Source organism: Aeromonas sp. SE22, assembly GCF_038739755.1.
In the GTDB taxonomy this organism is placed as follows: Bacteria; Pseudomonadota; Gammaproteobacteria; order Enterobacterales; family Aeromonadaceae; genus Aeromonas; species Aeromonas jandaei.
The window spans coordinates 463,880-483,362 of sequence record NZ_JBCGFD010000001.1; the positions used below are offsets into that span (position 1 = coordinate 463,880).

General features: G+C 60.8%; 14 protein-coding genes. 5 read left to right on the forward strand and 9 right to left on the reverse strand.

The window, feature by feature from the left end:
• Window positions 1-198 precede the first annotated feature (198 nt).
• Window positions 199-1,584, forward strand: a complete 1,386-nt coding sequence (gene hutW / locus AAHA39_RS02055; protein WP_320656052.1) for a heme anaerobic degradation radical SAM methyltransferase ChuW/HutW — start codon at window positions 199-201, stop codon at window positions 1,582-1,584.
• A 103-nt stretch (window positions 1,585-1,687) separates the two neighbouring features.
• Here hutW and AAHA39_RS02060 read toward each other — a convergent pair whose 3' ends face one another.
• Both AAHA39_RS02060 and AAHA39_RS02065 read right to left on the reverse strand, forming a co-directional pair.
• The gene (locus AAHA39_RS02060; protein WP_185227017.1) at window positions 1,688-3,070 is read right to left on the reverse strand and encodes a DEAD/DEAH box helicase; all 1,383 of its coding nucleotides are present in this window, start codon (window positions 3,068-3,070) and stop codon (window positions 1,688-1,690) included.
• Between the two features lie 160 nt (window positions 3,071-3,230).
• The gene (locus AAHA39_RS02065; protein ID WP_255934348.1) at window positions 3,231-3,707 is read right to left on the reverse strand and encodes a glutathione peroxidase; all 477 of its coding nucleotides are present in this window, start codon (window positions 3,705-3,707) and stop codon (window positions 3,231-3,233) included.
• Window positions 3,708-4,051: 344 nt separating this feature from the next.
• On the opposite strand from AAHA39_RS02065, the gene AAHA39_RS02070 reads away from it, so the two are divergent.
• Complete coding sequence (locus tag AAHA39_RS02070; protein WP_320656051.1) at window positions 4,052-4,660, forward strand: 2OG-Fe(II) oxygenase; 609 nt, start codon at window positions 4,052-4,054, stop codon at window positions 4,658-4,660.
• A 203-nt stretch (window positions 4,661-4,863) separates the two neighbouring features.
• Window positions 4,864-5,853 carry a D-alanine--D-alanine ligase gene (locus AAHA39_RS02075; protein WP_320656050.1) on the forward strand — a complete coding sequence of 330 codons (990 nt, stop codon included), beginning with the start codon at window positions 4,864-4,866 and terminating at the stop codon, window positions 5,851-5,853.
• 169 nt (window positions 5,854-6,022) lie between these two features.
• Here the strand turns inward: AAHA39_RS02075 and mngB are convergent, their stop codons facing one another.
• Together mngB and mngA are read right to left on the reverse strand one after the other, a co-directional pair.
• Window positions 6,023-8,677 (reverse strand): mannosylglycerate hydrolase, encoded by a 2,655-nt coding sequence (mngB, locus tag AAHA39_RS02080; protein WP_320656049.1) that lies wholly within the window; start codon window positions 8,675-8,677, stop codon window positions 6,023-6,025.
• Between the two features lie 86 nt (window positions 8,678-8,763).
• On the reverse strand, window positions 8,764-10,710 hold the full coding sequence (gene mngA, locus AAHA39_RS02085; RefSeq protein WP_320656048.1) for a PTS 2-O-a-mannosyl-D-glycerate transporter subunit IIABC: 1,947 nt from the start codon (window positions 10,708-10,710) through the stop codon (window positions 8,764-8,766).
• A gap of 247 nt (window positions 10,711-10,957) precedes the next feature.
• Between mngA and AAHA39_RS02090 the strand changes: the two genes are divergently transcribed.
• The gene (locus AAHA39_RS02090; protein ID WP_320656047.1) at window positions 10,958-11,677 is read left to right on the forward strand and encodes a GntR family transcriptional regulator; all 720 of its coding nucleotides are present in this window, start codon (window positions 10,958-10,960) and stop codon (window positions 11,675-11,677) included.
• Window positions 11,678-11,804: 127 nt separating this feature from the next.
• Here the strand turns inward: AAHA39_RS02090 and xseA are convergent, their stop codons facing one another.
• The 5 genes from xseA to AAHA39_RS02115 form a co-directional block, all read right to left on the reverse strand.
• Window positions 11,805-13,184 (reverse strand): exodeoxyribonuclease VII large subunit, encoded by a 1,380-nt coding sequence (xseA, locus tag AAHA39_RS02095; protein WP_320656046.1) that lies wholly within the window; start codon window positions 13,182-13,184, stop codon window positions 11,805-11,807.
• A 123-nt stretch (window positions 13,185-13,307) separates the two neighbouring features.
• The gene (locus tag AAHA39_RS02100; protein WP_201908370.1) at window positions 13,308-13,730 is read right to left on the reverse strand and encodes an ExbD/TolR family protein; all 423 of its coding nucleotides are present in this window, start codon (window positions 13,728-13,730) and stop codon (window positions 13,308-13,310) included.
• Window positions 13,730-14,482 (reverse strand): MotA/TolQ/ExbB proton channel family protein, encoded by a 753-nt coding sequence (locus AAHA39_RS02105; protein ID WP_042032349.1) that lies wholly within the window; start codon window positions 14,480-14,482, stop codon window positions 13,730-13,732. Before AAHA39_RS02105 ends, AAHA39_RS02100 begins: the two co-directional genes overlap by 1 nt.
• A 2-nt stretch (window positions 14,483-14,484) precedes the next feature.
• Window positions 14,485-15,204, reverse strand: coding sequence for an energy transducer TonB (locus tag AAHA39_RS02110; protein ID WP_407707134.1), 720 nt, complete (start codon window positions 15,202-15,204; stop codon window positions 14,485-14,487).
• 312 nt (window positions 15,205-15,516) lie between these two features.
• Window positions 15,517-17,403 carry a potassium transporter Kup gene (locus tag AAHA39_RS02115; RefSeq protein ID WP_320656044.1) on the reverse strand — a complete coding sequence of 629 codons (1,887 nt, stop codon included), beginning with the start codon at window positions 17,401-17,403 and terminating at the stop codon, window positions 15,517-15,519.
• Between the two features lie 557 nt (window positions 17,404-17,960).
• Between AAHA39_RS02115 and guaB the strand changes: the two genes are divergently transcribed.
• The gene (guaB, locus tag AAHA39_RS02120) at window positions 17,961-19,424 is read left to right on the forward strand and encodes an IMP dehydrogenase (RefSeq protein WP_041207517.1); all 1,464 of its coding nucleotides are present in this window, start codon (window positions 17,961-17,963) and stop codon (window positions 19,422-19,424) included.
• The last annotated feature ends 59 nt before the right edge of the window (window positions 19,425-19,483 follow it).

Here is a 19,483-nt window from a genome sequence, read left to right on the forward strand (position 1 = left end):
AGCGTAGACAAGGAGAGGCGGGGAGATAGTTTCCTATCGGCACACTTTAGTCACTCTTGAGTAAATAATCTGTTAAGCAGATCGGTAATAGAGGTTGCCAACAGGGCAATTTCAGATTGAGTGGCACCAAGAGTTGATCCTGCGCAAAAACATGCGAGTGATAACAATTATCATTGCTGTTATTTGCGAGTCATCACCATGATCCATCTAACTCCTTCCATGACCGGCGTGGCTTCGCCGGACCCTCTCAAGTTTGCCTTCAGTGCCAAAACCTCGGCACATGCCAGTCGGGGAGGGATCCGCCCTTTGTCACTCGATGAGAGCCAATGGCAACAGTGGTGGCAGCAAGAGAGCGATGCCGAAGAGCGTGCCCTCTATCTCCATATTCCGTTTTGTCGCAAGCGCTGCAGCTTCTGCAATTTCTTCGAAAATGGCGCCAATCCGGCGCGGATCAGCCGCTATGTCGACGGGGTGTGCGCATCGCTTGCCAGGGCCGCAGAGACGCCGCTGGTACAAAGCCGCCCCTTCTCGGCCGTCTATGTCGGGGGCGGAACCCCCACAGATATGAGTGCTGATGAGCTGGCGATGCTGGCCAGGATGATCCGGCGCTTTCCCCTGACGGCTGATGCCGAGGTGACCCTTGAGGGGCGCCTCAACGGTTTTGACGATGCCAAGTGGCAGGCTGCGCTGGGCGGCGGTTTCAACCGCTTTTCGTTCGGGGTGCAGAGTTTTGATACCGGTGTGCGCCAGCAAGCGGCGCGGATCGATGACAGGGAGACCCTGCTGACCCGCCTTGGTGAGCTGACTCGCGATGATGCGGCAGTGATCGTGGCGGATCTTATCTTCGGTCTGCCCGGTCAGGATGATGCCGTGTGGCAGCAGGACATCACGGATGTGATGGCGAGCGGCGTGCACGGGGTTGATCTCTACCAGCTTATCGCCATGCCGGGCACCAATCTGGAGCGGGCTGGGCAAAAGGGCAAGCTGGGTTGGGCTGCCGATGGCCAGCAGCGGGCCGCCATGTACGCTTACGGCGGTCAGCAACTGGAACGGCATGGTTGGGAGCGGCTCTCCTGCAGTCACTGGCGACGCACTCCAGCCGAGCAGAGTCGCTATAACCAGATGGCCAAGCGTGGCGCCGAGATCCTCCCCTTTGGTACCGGAGCCGGGGGCTCGATCCATGGCCATGGCGTGATGTACGGGCGGGATTTGGCTCAGTGGCACGAAGCGCATGAGAAGGGAGTTCGGGCGCCCGGTATGGTGATGGGGCGCAATCCGAATGCGCGGATCGATGGTCTGTTGCGCGGTGCCCTCGACAGTGGCGTGCTGGCACTGGCGCGCCTGCCATCCTCACTGCGCAGCCATCTGATGCAGCTGTTCGATGCCTGGCGGCAAAACGGGCTGGCCGATCTTGCAGGCGATCAACTGGTTCTGACGCTGGCGGGGCGCTTCTGGAACGTCAATATGCAGGCCGGGTTATTCGAGTTTTTGCAGCACAATCCGGCCGATGGCAGCGAGCCTGCGTTGCAGCATGGCAAGCACCCGGATGGCAAACATCCGGGAGTACGCCACTCGCTGGTGTAGGTGATTTACCCGATCGCCAAAAGCACAAAGGGAGCCGACGAGGCTCCCTTTGTCTGGTCAATCAGCTGTCTGGCCGACCAGTCTGGCGTAGGCACGGGACGAATTACTCGTCGTCGCTATCCTGATAGCTGTCGCGCTGGGCCCTTGGCAGGCGGCGCATCGGGGTAAACCCGACATCCTCACCCACCACTTCCCGCTTACGGGCCGGGGCAGGCTTCTTGGCGGTATCGCCTTTGGCTTTGCCCTTGCCTGCTGCCGGTTTGCCCTTGCCACCCTTGGCATTGGCGGCGCCACGGGCGCGCGGCGGGTTCTGCACCGGCTTGCTGCCGGGCAGGGTCTGGCGGCTTGGCTTGCCGCTCGGCTCATACCCTTCGAGGATCTCCACGGAGAGAGATTGACCGATCAGGGCCTCAATCGCCTTGAGCTGACCCAACTCATCATGGCTGACCAGCGAGATGGCCTCGCCACCGCGACCGGCACGGCCGGTACGGCCGATACGGTGGATGTAATCCTCCGCCATCTGCGGCAGCTCGAAGTTGATCACGTGGGGCAGCTGATCGATGTCCAAGCCACGGGCGGCGATATCGGTTGCCACCAGCACCCGCACCTTGCCCTCGCGAAAATCGGCCAGCGCCCGGTTGCGGGCTCCCTGACTCTTGTCACCGTGAATGGCGACTGTGTCGAGACCGTCTTTCTGCATCTGATGCGCGAGGCGATCGGCGATCTGCTTGGTACGGACAAACACCAGCACCCGCTGCCAGTTGCCACGGCCAATCATGTGAGAGAGCAGCTCGCGGCGGCGCTCCCGATCGACCTGAATGATGCGCTGGGTCACCTGTTCGGCCGCCGTGTTGCTGGGATCAACCTCAATGAGGGTGGGGTCGTTCAGCAGATCATCCGCCAGTGCCTTGATTTCACTGGAGAAGGTGGCGGAGAAGAGGAGGCTCTGCCGTTTGGCGGGCAGTGCCTTCATGATGCGGCGAATATCGACGATGAAGCCCATGTCGAGCATGCGATCCGCTTCATCCAGCACCAGCACTTCCAGCTCGCTCAGGGTCAATGCGCCCTGGGTCAGCAGATCCAGCAGACGGCCCGGGGTGGCCACCAGAATGTCGATACCGAGCTTGATGGCATCCAGGTTGGGCTTGATGCTGACGCCACCGTAGGCGATCAGGGTTCGAAACGGCAGGTGGTGGGCATATTTGATGATGCTCTCACCCACCTGGGCGGCCAGTTCGCGGGTCGGAGTCAGTACCAGGGCCCGCACCTGACGGCGACCGCGGCCATGGTTGGCCAGCAGCAGCTGCAGCATGGGCAGGGTGAAACCGGCTGTCTTGCCTGTGCCTGTCTGGGCTCCGCCGAGGACATCCTGACCAGCCAGAATAGCCGGAATAGCTTGCTGCTGGATGGGGGTTGGCTGTTCGTAACCCAGCTCCTTGACGGCCCGCAGGATGTGCGGGGAGAGACCCAGTTCGTTGAATGACATGTTCGAGAGAAACTCCTCTGGTGAGCCTTTGGCTCAGCGGATGACCGGCGCGGGCGCCAGCCACGATATGGAAATGATAACGGGGGCGTAATATAGCAAAAGAGCGGCCGGTGCGCAGTAGCTGTCGCACCGGCCGCTCTTTATGTGCCGCAAACAGCAATCAGAGCAGGTCGCGGATGGGGGCGACCAGACTCTCCGGCTTGGTGGTGGGAGCAAACCGCTCCACCACGTTGCCGTCACGGTCGATCAGGAATTTGGTGAAGTTCCACTTGACGTTTTCCAACCCAAGCAGCCCCGGTTTCTCCTTCTTGAGCCACTGATAGAGCGGGTGGGCCTGCTCGCCGTTGACATCGCACTTGGCCATGATGGGGAAGGTAACCTGGTAGTCCAAGGAGCAGAAACGGGCGATCTCCTCGGCATCCCCCGGCTCCTGTTGACCGAACTGGTTGCAGGGGAAACCCAGGATCTCCAGCCCCTCGGGCCCCAGCTCGCGATAGAGGGCTTCCAGCCCCTCATATTGGGGGGTAAAACCGCAGCGGCTGGCCACATTGACCACTAGGATCACCTTGCCGGCCAGTTGGGCGAGCGGGTAGGGGGTGCCATCCAGTTGTTGCAGTGTCAGGTCGGGCAGAGGCATCACATCATCCTTTTGTTGATTGCATGTCGTTGATTGTACATAAGTTGCACAGTGTGCTTGCAGGAGGAAAGGGGGGTATTCCCATGGTCGCTACGGTATCGCTTGGCTCTTTTAACGGCAAGGCGTTACGTTAACGGGCACCGATGCAATGGGGGGCGGCTCACACTTTTCCCCTCCACTACGCACCGGCTGAGGGCAGGATCACAATCGGCCCGGAAAAAAGGGGGCGGAGCCCGCCAAATCGGGTATTGATGGTGGGACTTCTCAAGAGAAGCAAACCGGTTTGTGCCTTTAGCGGGAAGCCGCTAAAAAGCGCTCTCTTTTCCACATGTTGCGAGTCAATCTTGGACTATCAAGCCGTCATGGATGCCATCTATACCCGAGGTTGGGTGATAGTGGACGATTTTTTAACTGCCGCCGAGGTGGATGCCCTCAAAGGCTGTCTGCCAGAGGAGTGGCAACCGGCCGGGATCGGTCGTGAAGGGCTCCATCAAGGCAACAGCGAGATCCGCCGCGACCAGATCCACTGGCTGGAGCCGTCCCTCGGTGCGCCGGTCGCCGATTATCTCGCCCGCATGGAGGCGCTGCGTCTGGCAGCCAACCGGATGTTGATGCTGGGATTGTTCGACTATGAGGCACATTTTGCCCGTTATCGCAGCGGCGACTTCTACGCGACCCATCGCGATGCCTTTGCCGGTCGCTCCAACCGTCGCCTGACGACGGTGTTCTACCTCAATAACGACTGGCAACCCGAAGCGGGCGGCGTCTTGCGCTTTTATGACAACGACGAGCAGTTCTTGATGGATGTGAGCCCCAGAGGGGGGCGGCTGGTGATCTTCCTCTCCGAAGAGTTTCCCCACGAAGTGCTGTCCGCCAATCAGGAGCGTTACAGCATTGCCGGCTGGTTTCGCGTCAATGGCAGCGGCATGGGACGGGTCGATCCCCCTCGCTGACCGATGGGGCTGCGCGGTTTTTGACACAGGGTGCCCTTTTTCACCGCAAGATGTGGCTGGCAGGGCAGCCATCAGCTGACAAGGGTTTGTCTCCCTTGCTACACTGGCGCGCACTTATGTTCGTATCTGGCTTCGTCCGGTTTTGAATGCGGTGGTTTTTGAATGGTCATGACGAAGCCGCTTCTCCCAAGGGATCACATCTAATGAAGAACATGCATGTCTTGCTGCTGTGCGGCGGCGGTGGCTCCGAGCACGAAGTCTCTCTGCGCAGCGCCAATTTCCTCGAAAAACAACTCGCTCTCCTGCCCGGCGTCGAAGTGACCCGCGTCGAGATGTTTGCCGACCGCTGGCTCAGCGCCGATGGTCGCGAGTGCAAACTGGGGCTGGACAAGTTGCTCTCGTTTGACAGCGTGGCCCGTCCGGTAGACTACGTGGTGCCCTGCATCCACGGTTACCCGGGTGAGACTGGCGATTTGCAATCCTTCCTCGAGCTGGCTGGCCTGCCCTATCTGGGCTGCGACGCTGAAGCGAGCAAGATCTGCTTCAACAAGATCACCACCAAGCTGTGGCTCTCCGCCATCGGTATCCCCAACACCCCTTACCTGTTCCTGACCGAGCAGGGCGATGCGGCTCTGGCTGAGGCGAAAGCGGCGCTGGCCAAGTGGGGCAAGGTCTTTATCAAGGCCGCCTCTCAGGGCTCTTCCGTTGGCTGCTACTCAGCCAACAATGAAGCGGATCTGGTGAAGGGCATTGCCGATGCCTTCGGTTACTCCGAGCAGGTTCTGATCGAGAAGGCGGTCAAGCCGCGTGAGCTGGAAGTGGCGGTTTACCAGTACGGTGACGAGCTGGTGGCCACCTATCCGGGCGAGATCTGCGTGCCGCAGGACAAGTTCTACACCTATGAAGAGAAGTACAGCAGCGCCAGCCATACCGAGACCGCACTGCGTGCCGAAGGGCTGACCCAGGCTCAGGCTGACGCTATTCACGAGTACGCCCTCAAAGCGTTCCGCCAGCTGAAACTGACTCACCTCTCCCGTATCGACTTCTTCCTGACTGAGGAGGGCGAGATCCTGCTCAACGAGATCAACACCTTCCCGGGCATGACCTCCATCTCCATGTTCCCGAAACTGCTGGAGCATCACGGTCACGACTTCGCACGCTACCTTGAGCAGATCCTGCGCAAGGCCAGCTAAGCGCGCGCTCCCGCTCGCGGGATGAAGCAGGACCCAATAAAAATCCCCGCCAATTGGCGGGGATTTTTTTATGCCTTTATCAAGCGGGATAGGGCAGCTTGAAGGGATAAACAGGCGGGGAGGGGATGCGCCTCCCTCACCTGTTGCTACCTGTGGGTATACCTGCCGTTTAGCCGCGAGCCACCCGAAAGCGCACGCTGCGGGAGTGGCAGGGCGCCAGTTCGCCAAACTCGCCAGCAGCCAGCTCAAGGGGCAGGGGCTGCTCGTCCATCCGCACCGCTTGCCAGTCGCTCAGGGTGTGTTGGCTGGCCACCTTGCCACCCTCCAGCACAGCCTGCTCGCTTGGGTTGTAGACCCGGATCACCAGCGCCTCTTCATCCTCGGCCTTTTTCAGGGCGCTCAGCACCGGACCGGATGGATCCATGGTGAGCAGGCTGAAGTGGAGCGGGGTGGTGAAGCTCGCCTTGTTGAGCTTCATGGCATCGAACGGGATCTTGTTGTAGCAACGCACCGGAGTGAGATAGCTGCGCGCCGCCTGCATCACGTTGGCGCTGATGTGATCGCCAGCAAACGCCAGCAGGCTGAAACGGCAGCTGAGCTTGCCGCGCACCTGAGAGTCCGGGGTGGGCAGCTTGATGCCGGAGGGGCGACCCGGGCGCAGCAGCAGCTCCTCTTTACCGAGTACGCCGACCCCGCGCAACAGGGTGAGCGCCAGGGTGTCGCACTGCTCGCCGATCACTTCAAACTCGCGCAAACCGTCGCTCAGCACCGCCAGTCCCTGCTTGCCATCTTGCAGGGCGACGAAGTTCATCAGCTGCCAGACCGGAATCGGGGCCTCTTTCCACCCCTCCGCTTCCCAGTTCGCCATGGCGCTGTCGCGAGTGGGGCGGGTAATGCAGCCAAACTGGTTGTCAGAGACAACGGTGTCGCTTGGGAAGGGGGTGGGGATCAGCACTCGCACCCGGTGGTCATCAGCCTGATTGTCGAGCTCCAGCTCGATGTCGATGCGTGGGCTCTCGTTCGCCAGTGTAATGCGGCAGGTGACATCAAGGTGGCCGCTGCACTGGCGGTTGGCCCGCTCGGCGAGGTTGGCAGGCAAGGCCATGCGCAGTTTGAGCGTAGCGATGCTCTGCCACGCCTGATGGGTGACCTCGCGGGTCACGGCAAACTCGGTGGAGTAGCGCAGCCACTCGTCCCGCGACGGCGAGTAGTCATACTCGTCGCCATCATCGGAGCCCTCTTCCAGCGTGAGCACCTGATCAAAGGTGGTGCCGCGCTGCTTGTCCAGGATCTGCAAAGTGCCGTTGTCATTGAGGGCGATGCGGTAAAAATCGTTCTCCAGTAGCTCGCCGCTGGCCGTCACCGGCTGCTCCACTCCCGGCTGGTTGCCCTCGATATGGAGGGTGCAGTAGCCCATGGACGGCAGCGGATGGCAGAGCTGGATGTCGTACTCCATAAAGGGCTCGTAGTTGCCGTAGTGAACGATCTGTCTGTCCACCAGACCCGGGTCAATCTCGCGCTTGGCGCGGATGAAGTAGGGGACCGATTGGCCCGCTTCATCGCGCAGGGCAAAGGATTGGGCGCGAATGCGGATGCTGGTGTTGATCACCTCCTGACGGGGGAAGGGCATCAGGTTGAACAGGCAGAGCTTGTCGGCCACCTGTACCCCGTCTTCACAGAGAGCCACTGGCATGTTGTCGACAATCTTGCGCATGTAGAAGCGGATCAGGTTCTCGGCCATGTCGTCGGCCAGAATGAAGCGGGTCACCACCTCCTGATGTACCTTGTCGCTGCAGCAGCAGCCGATGCTGTCGTGGGCGTGGTTCTTCATGATCTCTTTCCACATCTTCTCCAAAAGCCCGTGGTGGTACTCGAAGCCGAGCGCCCAGGCGATGCTCGCCAGCGGTTCGAGGATGTTGACGATCTTGTTCTCGATAGCGGCGTGGGCCAGCTTGATGTCCATCCGGGTGGAGGAGATGGTGCGGTGTACCCGCATGTATTTGCCGTCGTTGAACTCCCCCTTGAGGGTGGCCAGCTGGTCACTGCACGCCTCGATGCGCTCGAAGACCTGCTCGAAGCGGCTCATGTGGAATTCACGCTGGGGGTAGATCTCGCGCAGCTTGTCGATGATGGCGAAGATGTTCTGTTGCAGCGGCATCTGATCGTGGCCGTTGGGCAGCAGGATATCCTGAGTGACCGAGGCCTTCTCCAGCACCTCGAAGTAGGATTCGAGCCGCTTGCGCAGGCCAGCCTCATCTTCCGGCAGGTACTTGCCGATGGCGTAGCCAAGCGGCAGCACCTGGGCGGTCACCTCGCTGCCATCGTTGCTCTGCCAGAGGAACTCGGTCTTGTCGGTTCCGTGGCGCTCGGAGCAACCGCGCCAGAACATGGCCCGCTCGATCCCGAAGCCGTTGAAAATGTGGGGCAGCTGGGAGGACATGCCGAACGAGTCGGGCAGGTAACCGATCTTCATCGGCTCACCAAGGCTAAGGCAGTCGCGCATCCCGTAGAGCAGGTTGCGCAGGATAGACTCGCCGCTCACCTGCATGGTGTCGGTCTGGGTGTACCAGGGGCCGATGATGAGCTTGCCCGCTTCCACCAGCGCCTTCACCCGGGCCTTGTTCTCGGGCTGGATGGCGAAGTAATCCTCCAGTACCGCGGTCTGGCCGTCCAGCACATAGAACTTGTAGTCGGGGTCGGATTCGAGACGCGCCAGGATCTCCGCCATGTTGTTGACCAGCAGGATGCGGGACTCCTCGGTGGTGAAGTACCACTCCCGATCCCAGTGCATGTGCGGCGTGATGTGAACTCGTGAAACTGTCATGACAATGATCCTTTGCTGACGCACGGCGGCCCTTGCCTGCCGTGCGGAAAAATAGTCTGTTGAAAAAGTGGTGGTGAAGAGGAGCCTTACTCTGCGGCGACCACCTGATAGGTGCCGCGCTGCATGGCGTGACGGCGCCAGCCGATCAGCACCACAGTGGAGATAAGGGTGCCCACCAGCGCCGCACCGAGCCAGACGGCGGCAGCCATCAGGGCGCCGTGGCCGCCATCGTGGAGCAGGAACAGGGAGAAGATGCCGGCCCCCGGGGTGGAGAGACCAATCCCCATGGCACCCACCATGGCGCCGGTGACCACCGAGCCTGCGAGGAAGGAGCCGATCACCCGGATTGGATCTTCGATGGCCATCGGAATGGCGCCCTCGGTGATCCCCGCCAGCCCCAGTAGCCAGGTGGACTTGCCGGTCTCGATCTCGAAGGTCTGGAACAGGCGCGGCGCCAGCAGGGTGGAGGCTGTGACGGTAAAGGCCGAGACCATCTTGACCGCACCGAAGATGGCGTAGGGGCCGTAGACCCCGTTGGCCATGGCGCCGAGGCAGAAGGCGTATGCCGCCTTGTTGACCGGACCACCCAAGTCAAACGAGCACATAAAGCCGAGCAGGGCGCCCAGTACCAGCGCGTTGGTGCCGGAGAGGCCGTTGAGCCACTCGGTGAGGCTGTTGTTGAGCCAGGCTACCGGCTGGCCGATGACAAACAGCATCAGGCTGCCCGCCACCAGGGTGCCGATCACCGGATAGAGGTAAAAGGTGAGAAAGCCGTTGAAGTTGGGGCTCAGGCGCACATGCTGCTTGACCCAGCGCATCAGGTAACCGGCGATCAGGCCACCGACCACGCCACCGAGGAAACCGGAGCCAATCATGTTGGCGGCCAGTCCCGCCGCAAAGCCCGGGCCGAGCGCCGGTTTGTCTGCCAGCGAATAGGCGGTATAGGCCGCCAGCACCGGCACCATCAGGGTGCCCAGCATGCCGCCGCCCAGCTTGCGGTACATCCAGAGCCAGGAGTTCTCGGTATCAAACAGATGTTGCAGGCCGAAGATCTGGGCCAGCAGCACAGAGATGGCGAGCACGGTACCGCCCGCTACGATCAGCGGCACGGCAAAGGAGATGCCGCTCAGCAGCGCCTGCTTGAGCTCGGTCTTGAGGCCCACCTTCTTGCCGCTTGGCGCGTCGCTCTGGTTGTGGTTGGGCGTCGGGGCGGTGCGACCGGCCTTGGCCGCTTCCAGCGCCTCATTCAGGATCCGCTCGGCATGGCGGATGGGCTCGGCCACCGGCGTTTCGATCCGGGGGATACCGGCGAAACGCTCCTGCTCCTTGATGGCCACCTCGGCGGCGAAGATGCAGGCCACCGCAGCATCGAGCGCTTCTTGCGGCAGGCGATCCTCGATGCCGTTGGCACCCTGCTTCTCGACCAGTACCCGAATGCCCAGTTTGCGTCCCGCCTTTTCCAGATACTCGGCAGCCATATAGGTGTGGGCGATCCCCGCCGGGCAGGCGGTGACACAGACCACAGTGGGTTTATTTGTATCTAAATTGTCTTCTTTTGCTGGTTGCTTACCGCTATCCCCTTCGCCATCGAGCAGCGCCATCAGCTGCTCGGCACTTTGGGCCGCCAGCACCGCCTCGCGGGTATCGTCATCAACCAAAGCGGTAGTGAGGGTGGTGAGCAACTGCATATGGGTAGAGCCTGCCTGATCGGTCGGGATCGCCAGCATGAAGATCAGGTTGACCGGCTCGGGGCCGTCGATCCCCTCCCAGCCCAACTCCTCGTTCAAGGTCGCGACGGCAAAGGCTGCTTCACGCACCGCATCGCACTTGCCGTGGGGCACTGCCAGCCCTTCGCCAAGGGCGGTGGGGCCCTGCGCCTCGCGGGCCATGACCGCGGCCAGAAAGGCGGCCTTGTCGTGCAGCTTGCCGGCCTGATCGAGCCGATCAGCCAGGGCATGAATGGCCGCATCCCGATCGGCAAACCGGGTTTGCAGCGTGATGAGATGGGGGCCGGTAAGACTGGTCAGATTCATGATGATCCTCTGTCAGGTTGGCTTGCCAGCAAGCCGTCATGGTGAAAGTGACAGCGATGCTAACAAACCGGTCGACTGATTTTTGTGAGTGGTATCATACAATTTGGTATTTGTATTGTTTTTGTATTGTTTGGTCAAGGTGATTTGTTAGGTCAAATGAGGCTGAGCCGTTTTGTCTGCCGGGCAACTGGGGTAGAATGGCGCCTCTTCCATTTATCATGGCGCAGAGCCGACGAGGTGGCCTTTCGTGTCGAAAAAACCCATGTATCGCCAGATAGCCGACACCATCCAGCAGTGGATTGCGCAAGGGGAGCTGGCCCCCGGCGATGCCTTGCCCACCGAAGCCGAGCTGCGCGAGCAGTTCGGGGTGAGCCGGGTGACGGTGCGTCAGGCTCTCAAGCAGCTGACCGAACTCAACGTCATCGAGAGCATTCAGGGCAGCGGCAGCTACGTGCGGCAGGAGAAGGTGAACTACGACATCTATCAGCTCACCAGCCTCTATGAGAAGGTGACCGATCCGGCGGTCGAGACCCACAGCGACATTCTCGCCTTCGAAGTGATCAAGGCGAGTAGTGAGTTGGCCGAGCGGCTCAATCTGCTGGAGGGGGCGCTGGTCTATTACGTCAAGCGGGTGCGCTTTATTCGCCAGATCGCGGTAACGCTGGAGGAGACCTGGATGCCGCTCGCTCTCTTCCCCGATCTCAGCTACGCGGTGATGCAGGGCTCGAAGTACCACTACATCGAAGAGGTGAAGCAGCTGGTGATCGACCGCAGCGAGCAGGAGATCATTCCGGTGCTCCCCTCGGCGCAGGTAGTGGAGGCGCTCGGTATCGATCCTGCCAAGCCCATTATCGAGAAGGTCTCCCGCGGCTTCTTGCAAGATGGCACCGTGTTCGAGTTCAGTCGCAACTTCTTCAAGAGCGATGACTACAAGTTCACCCTGGTCGCCCGCCGCGCCAAGGGGTGAGCAGGCGAAGCACCCGAGCTAAAAAAGGCCACCACCCTGTTTGCGGTGGTGGCTTTTTTGTTTGGCCGATTAACGGGCCAGCAGCCGAGCTGGATAGCTCGTTAGCTGGTGGTTTGACTCAGCCGATCTACTGCGCAGAGTCCTTGACGATCCCCTCAACCCGCACCTGCAGGCTCCCTTGCGCCAGGGTGGTGATGAGCTGGTCGCCACTGTTGACCTGATCGGCGCGGCTGATGACTTCGCCACGCGCAGTGCGGGTGATGGAGTAGCCCCGCCCCAGAGTAGCGAGCGGGCTCACCCCGTCGAGACGGGTGGTGAGCATGGCGAGGCGGTGACTGGCAAGGTCTTGCTGCTTGGCAATCAGGGCATAGAGCCGCTCCTCGGCCAGCTGGTGGCGGCGCTTGCCAGCTGCCAAGAGGCGCTCCGGACTCTTGCCCTGCAGGCGCAGCTCAAGGTTGGCGAGGCGCCGCTCACCCTGATGCAGCCGCTGGCGCAATAGCTGCTGCAAACGGGTGGAGAGCTCGTCGAGGCGCTGGGACTGCTGCTCCAGCCGCCGCTTCGGATCCTGATGGTCGAGCCGCTTTTGCAGCAGGATGAAATCGTGGCGGGCGGCGGTCTGCTGGCGGCTCATCGCCTGCAGCAGTCGCTGCTTGAGGTGAACGAGACGCTGGGCACGGGCGCTCTGATCCGGCGCCACCAGCTCGGCGGCGGCCGATGGGGTAGGGGCACGCAAGTCGGCGGCAAAGTCGCTGATGGTGACATCCACCTCGTGGCCCACTGCGCTCACCACCGGTATGGCGGAGTGGGCAATGGCACGCGCCACCGCCTCTTCGTTGAAGCACCAGAGATCTTCGAGCGAGCCGCCACCACGGCCGACGATCAGCACATCCACCTCGGCGCGCTGGTTCGCTTTGGCGATCGCCGCGACGATCTGGCTGATGGCGGCGCTCCCCTGCACCTGAGTCGGGTAGATAAAGACCGGCAGATCCGGCGCGCGCCGTTTAAGCACCGTCAGCATATCGTGCAGGGCGGCACCTGTGGCGGAGGTGATAAGGCCCACCGCCCGTGGTTCACGGGGCAGCGGCCGCTTGCGGCTTTCGTCAAACAGCCCCTCAGCGCCGAGACGGCGCTTGAGCTCTTCAAAACGCAGGGCCAGCACGCCATCGCCTGCGGGTTGCATCGATTCGATGATCAGCTGGTAGTCGCCGCGCGGCTCATAGAGGGAGACCCGCGCCTGCACCAGCACCTGCATGCCATCCTGCGGGCGAAACGCCACCCGCCGGTTGTTGCCCTTGAACATGGCGCAGCGCACCTGGGCCGACATGTCCTTAAGGGAGAAGTACCAGTGGCCGGAGCTTGGCATCGCCAGATTGGAGAGTTCGCCGGTCAGCCACACCAGCCCCAGATCCTGCTCCAGGATCATGCGCACGGCGCTGTTGAGGCGGGTGACGGTAAAGACCTGCTGCTCGCGGCCGTTCGCCGCACTGGATGGGGTAAATCGGTTCAATGGCGTACCTGTGGTCTGCCCCGGCGGGGCCGGGATAAAACGATGGACGCTATCTTACCCCAGCAAGGGGCAGGTGCCGAGCCTCTATCGGCCCGAGCATCCGATATCGTCCTTGCCGGGTTTTCATTCGTTCTGCGGTTGGCTGACAAAGGCGATCTTGTGCAGACCGTGGCGAGACGCCGCTGCCATCACGTTGGCGATGGTGCCATATTCGACCCGTCGGTCGATGCGCAGCTGGATCTCGGGTAACTCGCCGGGAGCTTTGCTGGCGCTCTCCATGCGGGCCAGCAGCGCCGCTTCATCCACCTCCTGCTCGTTCCAGTAGGTTTTGCCCGCGCTGTCGATGGAGAGGGTGATCTCCTCCGGTTTGGGCTGATTGAGCTGGCTGCTCGCCTTGGGCAGATCGAGTTTGACCGCGTTGGTGAGCAGGGGGGCGGTGATCATAAAGACGATAAGCAGCACCAGCATCACGTCGATCATCGGGATCATGTTGATTTCGCTGAGGGGCTGCTCATCCTCATCGCCGGGCAGGGAACCGAATGCCATTATTGGCCTCCCGTTTTGGCTGAGCGCTGGGCAAGGCGGGTGACATTGCTGGCAGCCGGTTCAAAACCGGTCAGCAGCAGGGCAAACAGGTCGTGGGCAAAGGCATCCAGCTCAGCCATTTTCAGGCGGTTGCGTCGCACGAAGAAGTTGTAGACCAGCACGGCGGGCAGGGCGACAGCCAGACCAAAGCCGGTCATGATCAGTGCCTCGCCAACCGGGCCGGCTACCTTGTCGAGACTGCTTTGGCCGGCGGCGCCGATGGCAAGCAGGGCGTGATAGATGCCCCAGACGGTGCCAAACAATCCGATAAAGGGGGCAGCAGATCCCACCGAGGCGAGAAAGGCGAGCCCCTGCTCCAGCCGTATCTTCTCCTGAGCGAGCCCCTGACGCAGGGCGCGCAGCAGATACTCGTCAGGGGATCCCAGACCCAGTGAGCGGGGGCGGGCATCGGCTCGTTCCAGCTGGCCGATGGCTATCAGCGCCGCATTGGTCAAGCGGCTATAGGCGTCTTGCGGGATCTCTTTGGCCAGTCGCTGCTCCATCTGTTGCACGTTCTCGTGTTGCCAGAACTGCTCGACAAACTGTTTGCCAAGGCGTCGCTCGCGCCAGGCAAACCAGAGCTTGAGCAGAGCAAAGTAACAGGTGCCGAGCGACATCAGTACCAGCAGCACAAATGGCAACAGGCCAACACCGCTGTTTTGCGTGAGCAGATGGGCAAGCCCCATCCCGTTGTTGGCAATCTCCGGATCCATGGTTAACCCCTTATCTGAAAAATGATGGTGACTCTTGCCCAAGCTGCGACGGCCACGTTGTTCTGTTTGCCGGGAATAAAGCGCCAGCGGCTGACGGTGCGCCGCGCCTCCCTGTCGAGCCGGTAATACCCGCTGCTCTGATCGATCTCCACCGAGCTTGCCGTGCCATCGGCGTTGACCCGTACCTTGAGGATGACCCGACCCTCTTCCCCCCGACTGCGCGACTCGTAGGGGTAGGGGGGCTCGGGATTGTGCAGGGAGGGATCTCGCGCAATGGGGGCGCTGCTGCCCGTGGTGGCGTGTTGGCTACCACTGCCTGCCTGAACTGTGGAGTGGCTGCTGGTATTCGAACTGTTGTCGGTGAGCGGGCTCACGGGCATCGCGGAAGGCGTTTGCGATTGCTGGCTTACCGCTGTTTCAGCCGGTTTCGCGGCTGCATGGGCAACCGGTTTGACGATGGGTTTGCTGGCTCTCTTTTTGACCACCTGTTTGGGGCGCGCAGGCCGAACCTGCTTTGCCGCAGGTTTCGCGGTTGGCGCTGCCTTTCTGGCCGGTTGTTTGGCAGTCGTGCTTTCACCAGCCCAGCGAGCGGAGAGGGTGATCGGCAGGGGCTGGGCAACAGGTGCGGGAGCGCGATCATAGGCAAACCAGAAAATGGCAGAGTGCAGCACAATGGCCATGGCCAGACAGATAAGCTTGGCAGGCCCGATAGCACTATCCATTGGCAGCGAGTTTGGCTCCGATCCTAGATAGCTGGACGCCATGACCTGATTCCCTTCCTGAACGTCATATTGATACTCAAATGGCAAGTTATGAGACGCCCGACCCGGCGTAAAGGCCGCTAGCTTGCCTCACTCGATAGTCAGCAAACAATAACTATTATCAATCGCGTTTTAATCGGTTTAGCTTGATGAGAGGCAGACCGATTGAGGCTCAATGTGGCGCTTCGTCGGTGTTAAAAGCCCTCTTGTCAGCCTGCTGCCTGTTACAAGAGGGCTTTTGATTCTGTTCCTGATGATGCCGGTGGTGCCGTGTCAAAGCTCCAGCAATACCCCCAACTCCACCACCCGGTTGGCCGGAATATGGAAGAAATCGGTCGCCTTGAGGGCGTTGCGATTCATCCAGACAAACAGCCCCTCGCGCCAGCGGGCCATGCCCGGAATATCGGTGCTGACCAGATTTTCGTGGGAGAGGAAGAAGGAGGTCTGGCTCATGGCGACTTTAAGGTCGTGCTGGGCACAGGCTTGAAAGATCTCCTCCATGTCGGGGGTCTCCTTGTAGCCAAAATGGGCCACCACTTGCCAAAAACCATCCCCGAGCTGCTTGAGCTGGACCCGTTCGCTAAAGGCGAGCCAGGGTTCATCCTTGATGCGAACGGTGAGGAAAATGATCCGTTCGTGCAGGATCTTGTTGTGTTTGAGGTTGTGCAGCATGGCGTGGGGCACCACCTGCTCCGAGCGCGACAAGAACACGGCTGTGCCCGGCACCCGCAGCGGCGGGTGCTCAAGCATGTTGTCGACAAAGCGGGTCAGGGCAAACGACTTGTTTTCCAGTTTGTCGAGCACCAGCTCGCGCCCCCGCTTCCAGGTAGTCATCACCAGAATGGCGAGCAGGGCAAACAGAATGGGGAGCCAACCACCCGCCAGCAGCTTGGTGCTGTTGGCGGCAAAGAAGGTGGCGTCTACCAGCAGCAGCGGTGCGCACACCAGCGCAATCAGCCAGCGTGGCCACTTCCAGCGCGTAGCGGCCACCACCATCAGCAGCAGGGTAGTGAGCACCATGGTACCGGTGACGGCGATACCGTAGGCGGCGGCCAGATTGCTGGAGGTCTGGAACCAGAGGATCACGATGACAATTCCCGCCAGCAGCAACCAGTTCACCAGCGGCAGGTAGATCTGGCCAATCTCCCGCTCGGAGGTGTGGCGGATCTCCTGACGGGGCAGATAGCCGAGCAGGATCGCCTGACGCACCACCGAGTAGGTGCCGGAGATAACCGCCTGCGAGGCGATCACGGTCGCCATGGTGGCCAGCACCAGCAGTGGCAGGGTGAGCCAGGAGGGGGCGAGCAGGTAGAAGGGGTTCTCGACGGCGGCGGGATTGCGCAGCAGCAACGCGCCCTGACCGAAGTAGTTGAGCAGCAGGGCCGGCATCACCAGCGAGCCCCACGCCAGCCGGATGGCACCGCGGCCAAAGTGACCCATGTCGGCGTAGAGCGCCTCCGTGCCCGTCACGCAGAGCACCACGGCGCCCAGGGTAATGAAAGCAACACCGGGTCGCTCGACAATAAAATCAATGGCATAAAGCGGATTGATGGCCTGCAAAATGACCGGATTCTGGATGATCTCGATGGCTCCCAGCAGGGCCAGCACGCCAAACCAGAGCAGCATGATGGGGCCGAACAGCTGGCCTATCCCCGCTGTGCCGTAATGCTGGGCGCCAAAGAGAATGACCAGCACGATCAGGGTCACTGGGAGCACGAAGGGGGCGAGATCCGGGGCGATCACTTCCAGCCCCTCGACGGCAGAGAGCACCGAGATGGCGGGAGTGATCACCGCATCCCCGGCAAAAAGTCCCACCCCGACCAGGCCAAGCAGCATGGCGATAGCACGGGCGCGGGGCGAGAGGCGGCGCGATGCCAGCGAGGCGAGGGTCAGCACGCCTCCTTCGCCCTTGTCGTCGGCACTCAGCACCAGCAGCACATATTTGAACGAGACCACCACCATGATGGTCCAGAAGAAGAGGGAGATGAGGGAGAGAACCTCCTGCGGGCCCGGCTGCAAACCGATGTGCCCGGCAAAGCACTCCTTGAGGGCATAGAGCGGGCTGGTGCCCAGATCGCCGTAGACGACCCCGAGCGCTGCCAGCGTAATTGCCGCCCGTCCTTGGTAAAGTTGTCGACCCATCATGAAATTCCATTTCAATTCAGCGTGTTAGTCATGATAAGCAAGAGTCGGATGCAAAGGAACAGGATTATCGGGAAAGCACTTGCCAGCACGAAAACGGGTTATTTTTGTACCAGTGAAACCGCCAAGGCAGACAATGTTTCGTAGGTGCAACAGTGCAGTTTTATGCCTCCGAAGTGTGGCAAGAGTGTGGCAATAACGGGGACGTGACAGCTTCTCCGAATCGGTGATTTTCGCTCTGGATTGCGGCTATTTTACCAAGAGAAGTGGTGGAAAAATAAGCGATTTGGCGGCGCTGTTCGGGTGGTTTTGACAGGGGTAAGGGGAGCCATTCTGACCGCACTGAGAGGGGCATCTGGCAAACGGGCAGGTTGCATAAAACACCAGGTTGCCAACTCTTTTGCCCCGAAATGGCGGTTTTCGTACTGATAATCTTGGTTTTTTGGCGTTTTGGCCTCCTAAATGAGGGCTACGCCATAAAAAATTCAAAAAACTTCTTTACCAGTGACCAATCCGTGAGTAAACTTCGTCGGCAATATTTTACACCCCCACTTCCTCAACGGTGAGATATTGCCATGCTCAGGATTGCCAAAGAAGCGTTAACCTTCGACGATGTACTGTTGGTTCCCGCCCACTCCGAAGTTCTTCCCAATACTGCCGATCTGCGTACCAAGCTGACCTCCGCCATCAGCTTGAACATCCCGATGATTTCCGCTGCCATGGACACAGTGACCGAAGCCCGTCTGGCTATCGCACTGGCCCAGGAAGGCGGTATCGGCTTTATCCACAAGAACATGTCCATCGAGCAGCAGGCTGCCGAAGTGCGCAAGGTCAAGAAGTACGAGAGCGGCGTGGTCACTGACCCCGTTACCGTGCGCCCTGACATGACCATCGCCCAAATCAAGGAGCTGAGCCACAAGAATGGCTTCGCCGGTTACCCCGTGGTGACTGACGGCAATCAGCTGGTCGGTATCATCACCGGCCGTGACGTGCGCTTCGTGATTGACCTCTCCCAGACCGTTGAACAGATCATGACCCAGAAAGATCGTCTGGTCACCGTGCGTGAAGGAGCCCCTCGTGAAGAGGTGGTTGCCCTGATGCAAAAGCACCGTATCGAAAAAGTGCTGGTGGTGAACGCCGACTTCAAACTCAAGGGCATGATCACCGTTAAAGATTTCCAGAAAGCCGAGCGCAAGCCCCACGCCTGTAAAGATGACAAGGGTCGTCTGCGGGTCGGTGCTGCCGTTGGTGCCGGTGCTGGCAACGAAGAGCGCGTCGCTGCGCTGGTGGAAGCCGGTGTTGACGTGCTGCTGATCGACTCCTCCCACGGCCACTCCCAGGGCGTGCTGGATCGCATCAAAGCCACCCGCGAAGCCTATCCTGATCTGCAGATCATCGGTGGCAACGTCGCGACCGCCGCTGGCGCCAAGGCGCTGGTTGCTGCCGGCGTCAATGCCGTCAAGGTCGGTATCGGCCCGGGCTCTATCTGTACTACCCGTATCGTGACCGGCGTGGGCGTGCCCCAGATCACCGCCATCTCCGACGCCGTTGATGCGCTGGAAGGCACCGGTGTACCGGTTATCGCCGATGGCGGCATCCGCTTCTCCGGCGACATCGCCAAGGCCATTGCCGCGGGCGCCAGCTGCGTCATGGTCGGCTCCATGTTCGCCGGTACTGAAGAAGCGCCGGGCGAGATCGAGCTCTATCAGGGTCGCTCCTTTAAATCCTATCGTGGCATGGGCTCTCTGGGCGCCATGTCCAAGGGCTCCAGCGACCGCTACTTCCAGACCGACAACGCCGCCGACAAGCTGGTACCGGAAGGTATCGAAGGTCGCGTGCCTTATAAAGGTCGCCTCAAAGAGATCATCCATCAGCAGATGGGCGGCCTGCGCTCCTCCATGGGCCTGACCGGCAGCGCCACCATCGACGACATGCGCACCAAGGCTGAATTCGTGCGCATCTCCGGCGCCGGGATGAAAGAGTCCCACGTCCACGATGTGACCATTACCAAAGAAGCCCCCAACTATCGGATGGGCTGATAAAACGGGGCCCTGCGCCCCGTTTTTCCACCCTTTTTTTATCCCGTGCCCTTTGTGAC

Excerpts from the sequence above, each read along its gene's own strand:
- AAHA39_RS02065 (WP_255934348.1), bottom strand. The coding sequence starts at position 3,707 with ATGCCTCTGCCCGACCTGACACTGCAACAACTGGATGGCACCCCCTAC.
- mngB (WP_320656049.1), bottom strand. The coding sequence starts at position 8,677 with ATGACAGTTTCACGAGTTCACATCACGCCGCACATGCACTGGGATCGG.
- hutW (WP_320656052.1), top strand. The coding sequence starts at position 199 with ATGATCCATCTAACTCCTTCCATGACCGGCGTGGCTTCGCCGGACCCT.
- mngA (WP_320656048.1), bottom strand. The coding sequence starts at position 10,710 with ATGAATCTGACCAGTCTTACCGGCCCCCATCTCATCACGCTGCAAACC.
- guaB (WP_041207517.1), top strand. The coding sequence starts at position 17,961 with ATGCTCAGGATTGCCAAAGAAGCGTTAACCTTCGACGATGTACTGTTG.
- AAHA39_RS02110 (WP_407707134.1), bottom strand. The coding sequence starts at position 15,204 with ATGGATAGTGCTATCGGGCCTGCCAAGCTTATCTGTCTGGCCATGGCC.
- AAHA39_RS02060 (WP_185227017.1), bottom strand. The coding sequence starts at position 3,070 with ATGTCATTCAACGAACTGGGTCTCTCCCCGCACATCCTGCGGGCCGTC.
- AAHA39_RS02100 (WP_201908370.1), bottom strand. The coding sequence starts at position 13,730 with ATGGCATTCGGTTCCCTGCCCGGCGATGAGGATGAGCAGCCCCTCAGC.
- AAHA39_RS02075 (WP_320656050.1), top strand. The coding sequence starts at position 4,864 with ATGAAGAACATGCATGTCTTGCTGCTGTGCGGCGGCGGTGGCTCCGAG.
- AAHA39_RS02105 (WP_042032349.1), bottom strand. The coding sequence starts at position 14,482 with ATGGATCCGGAGATTGCCAACAACGGGATGGGGCTTGCCCATCTGCTC.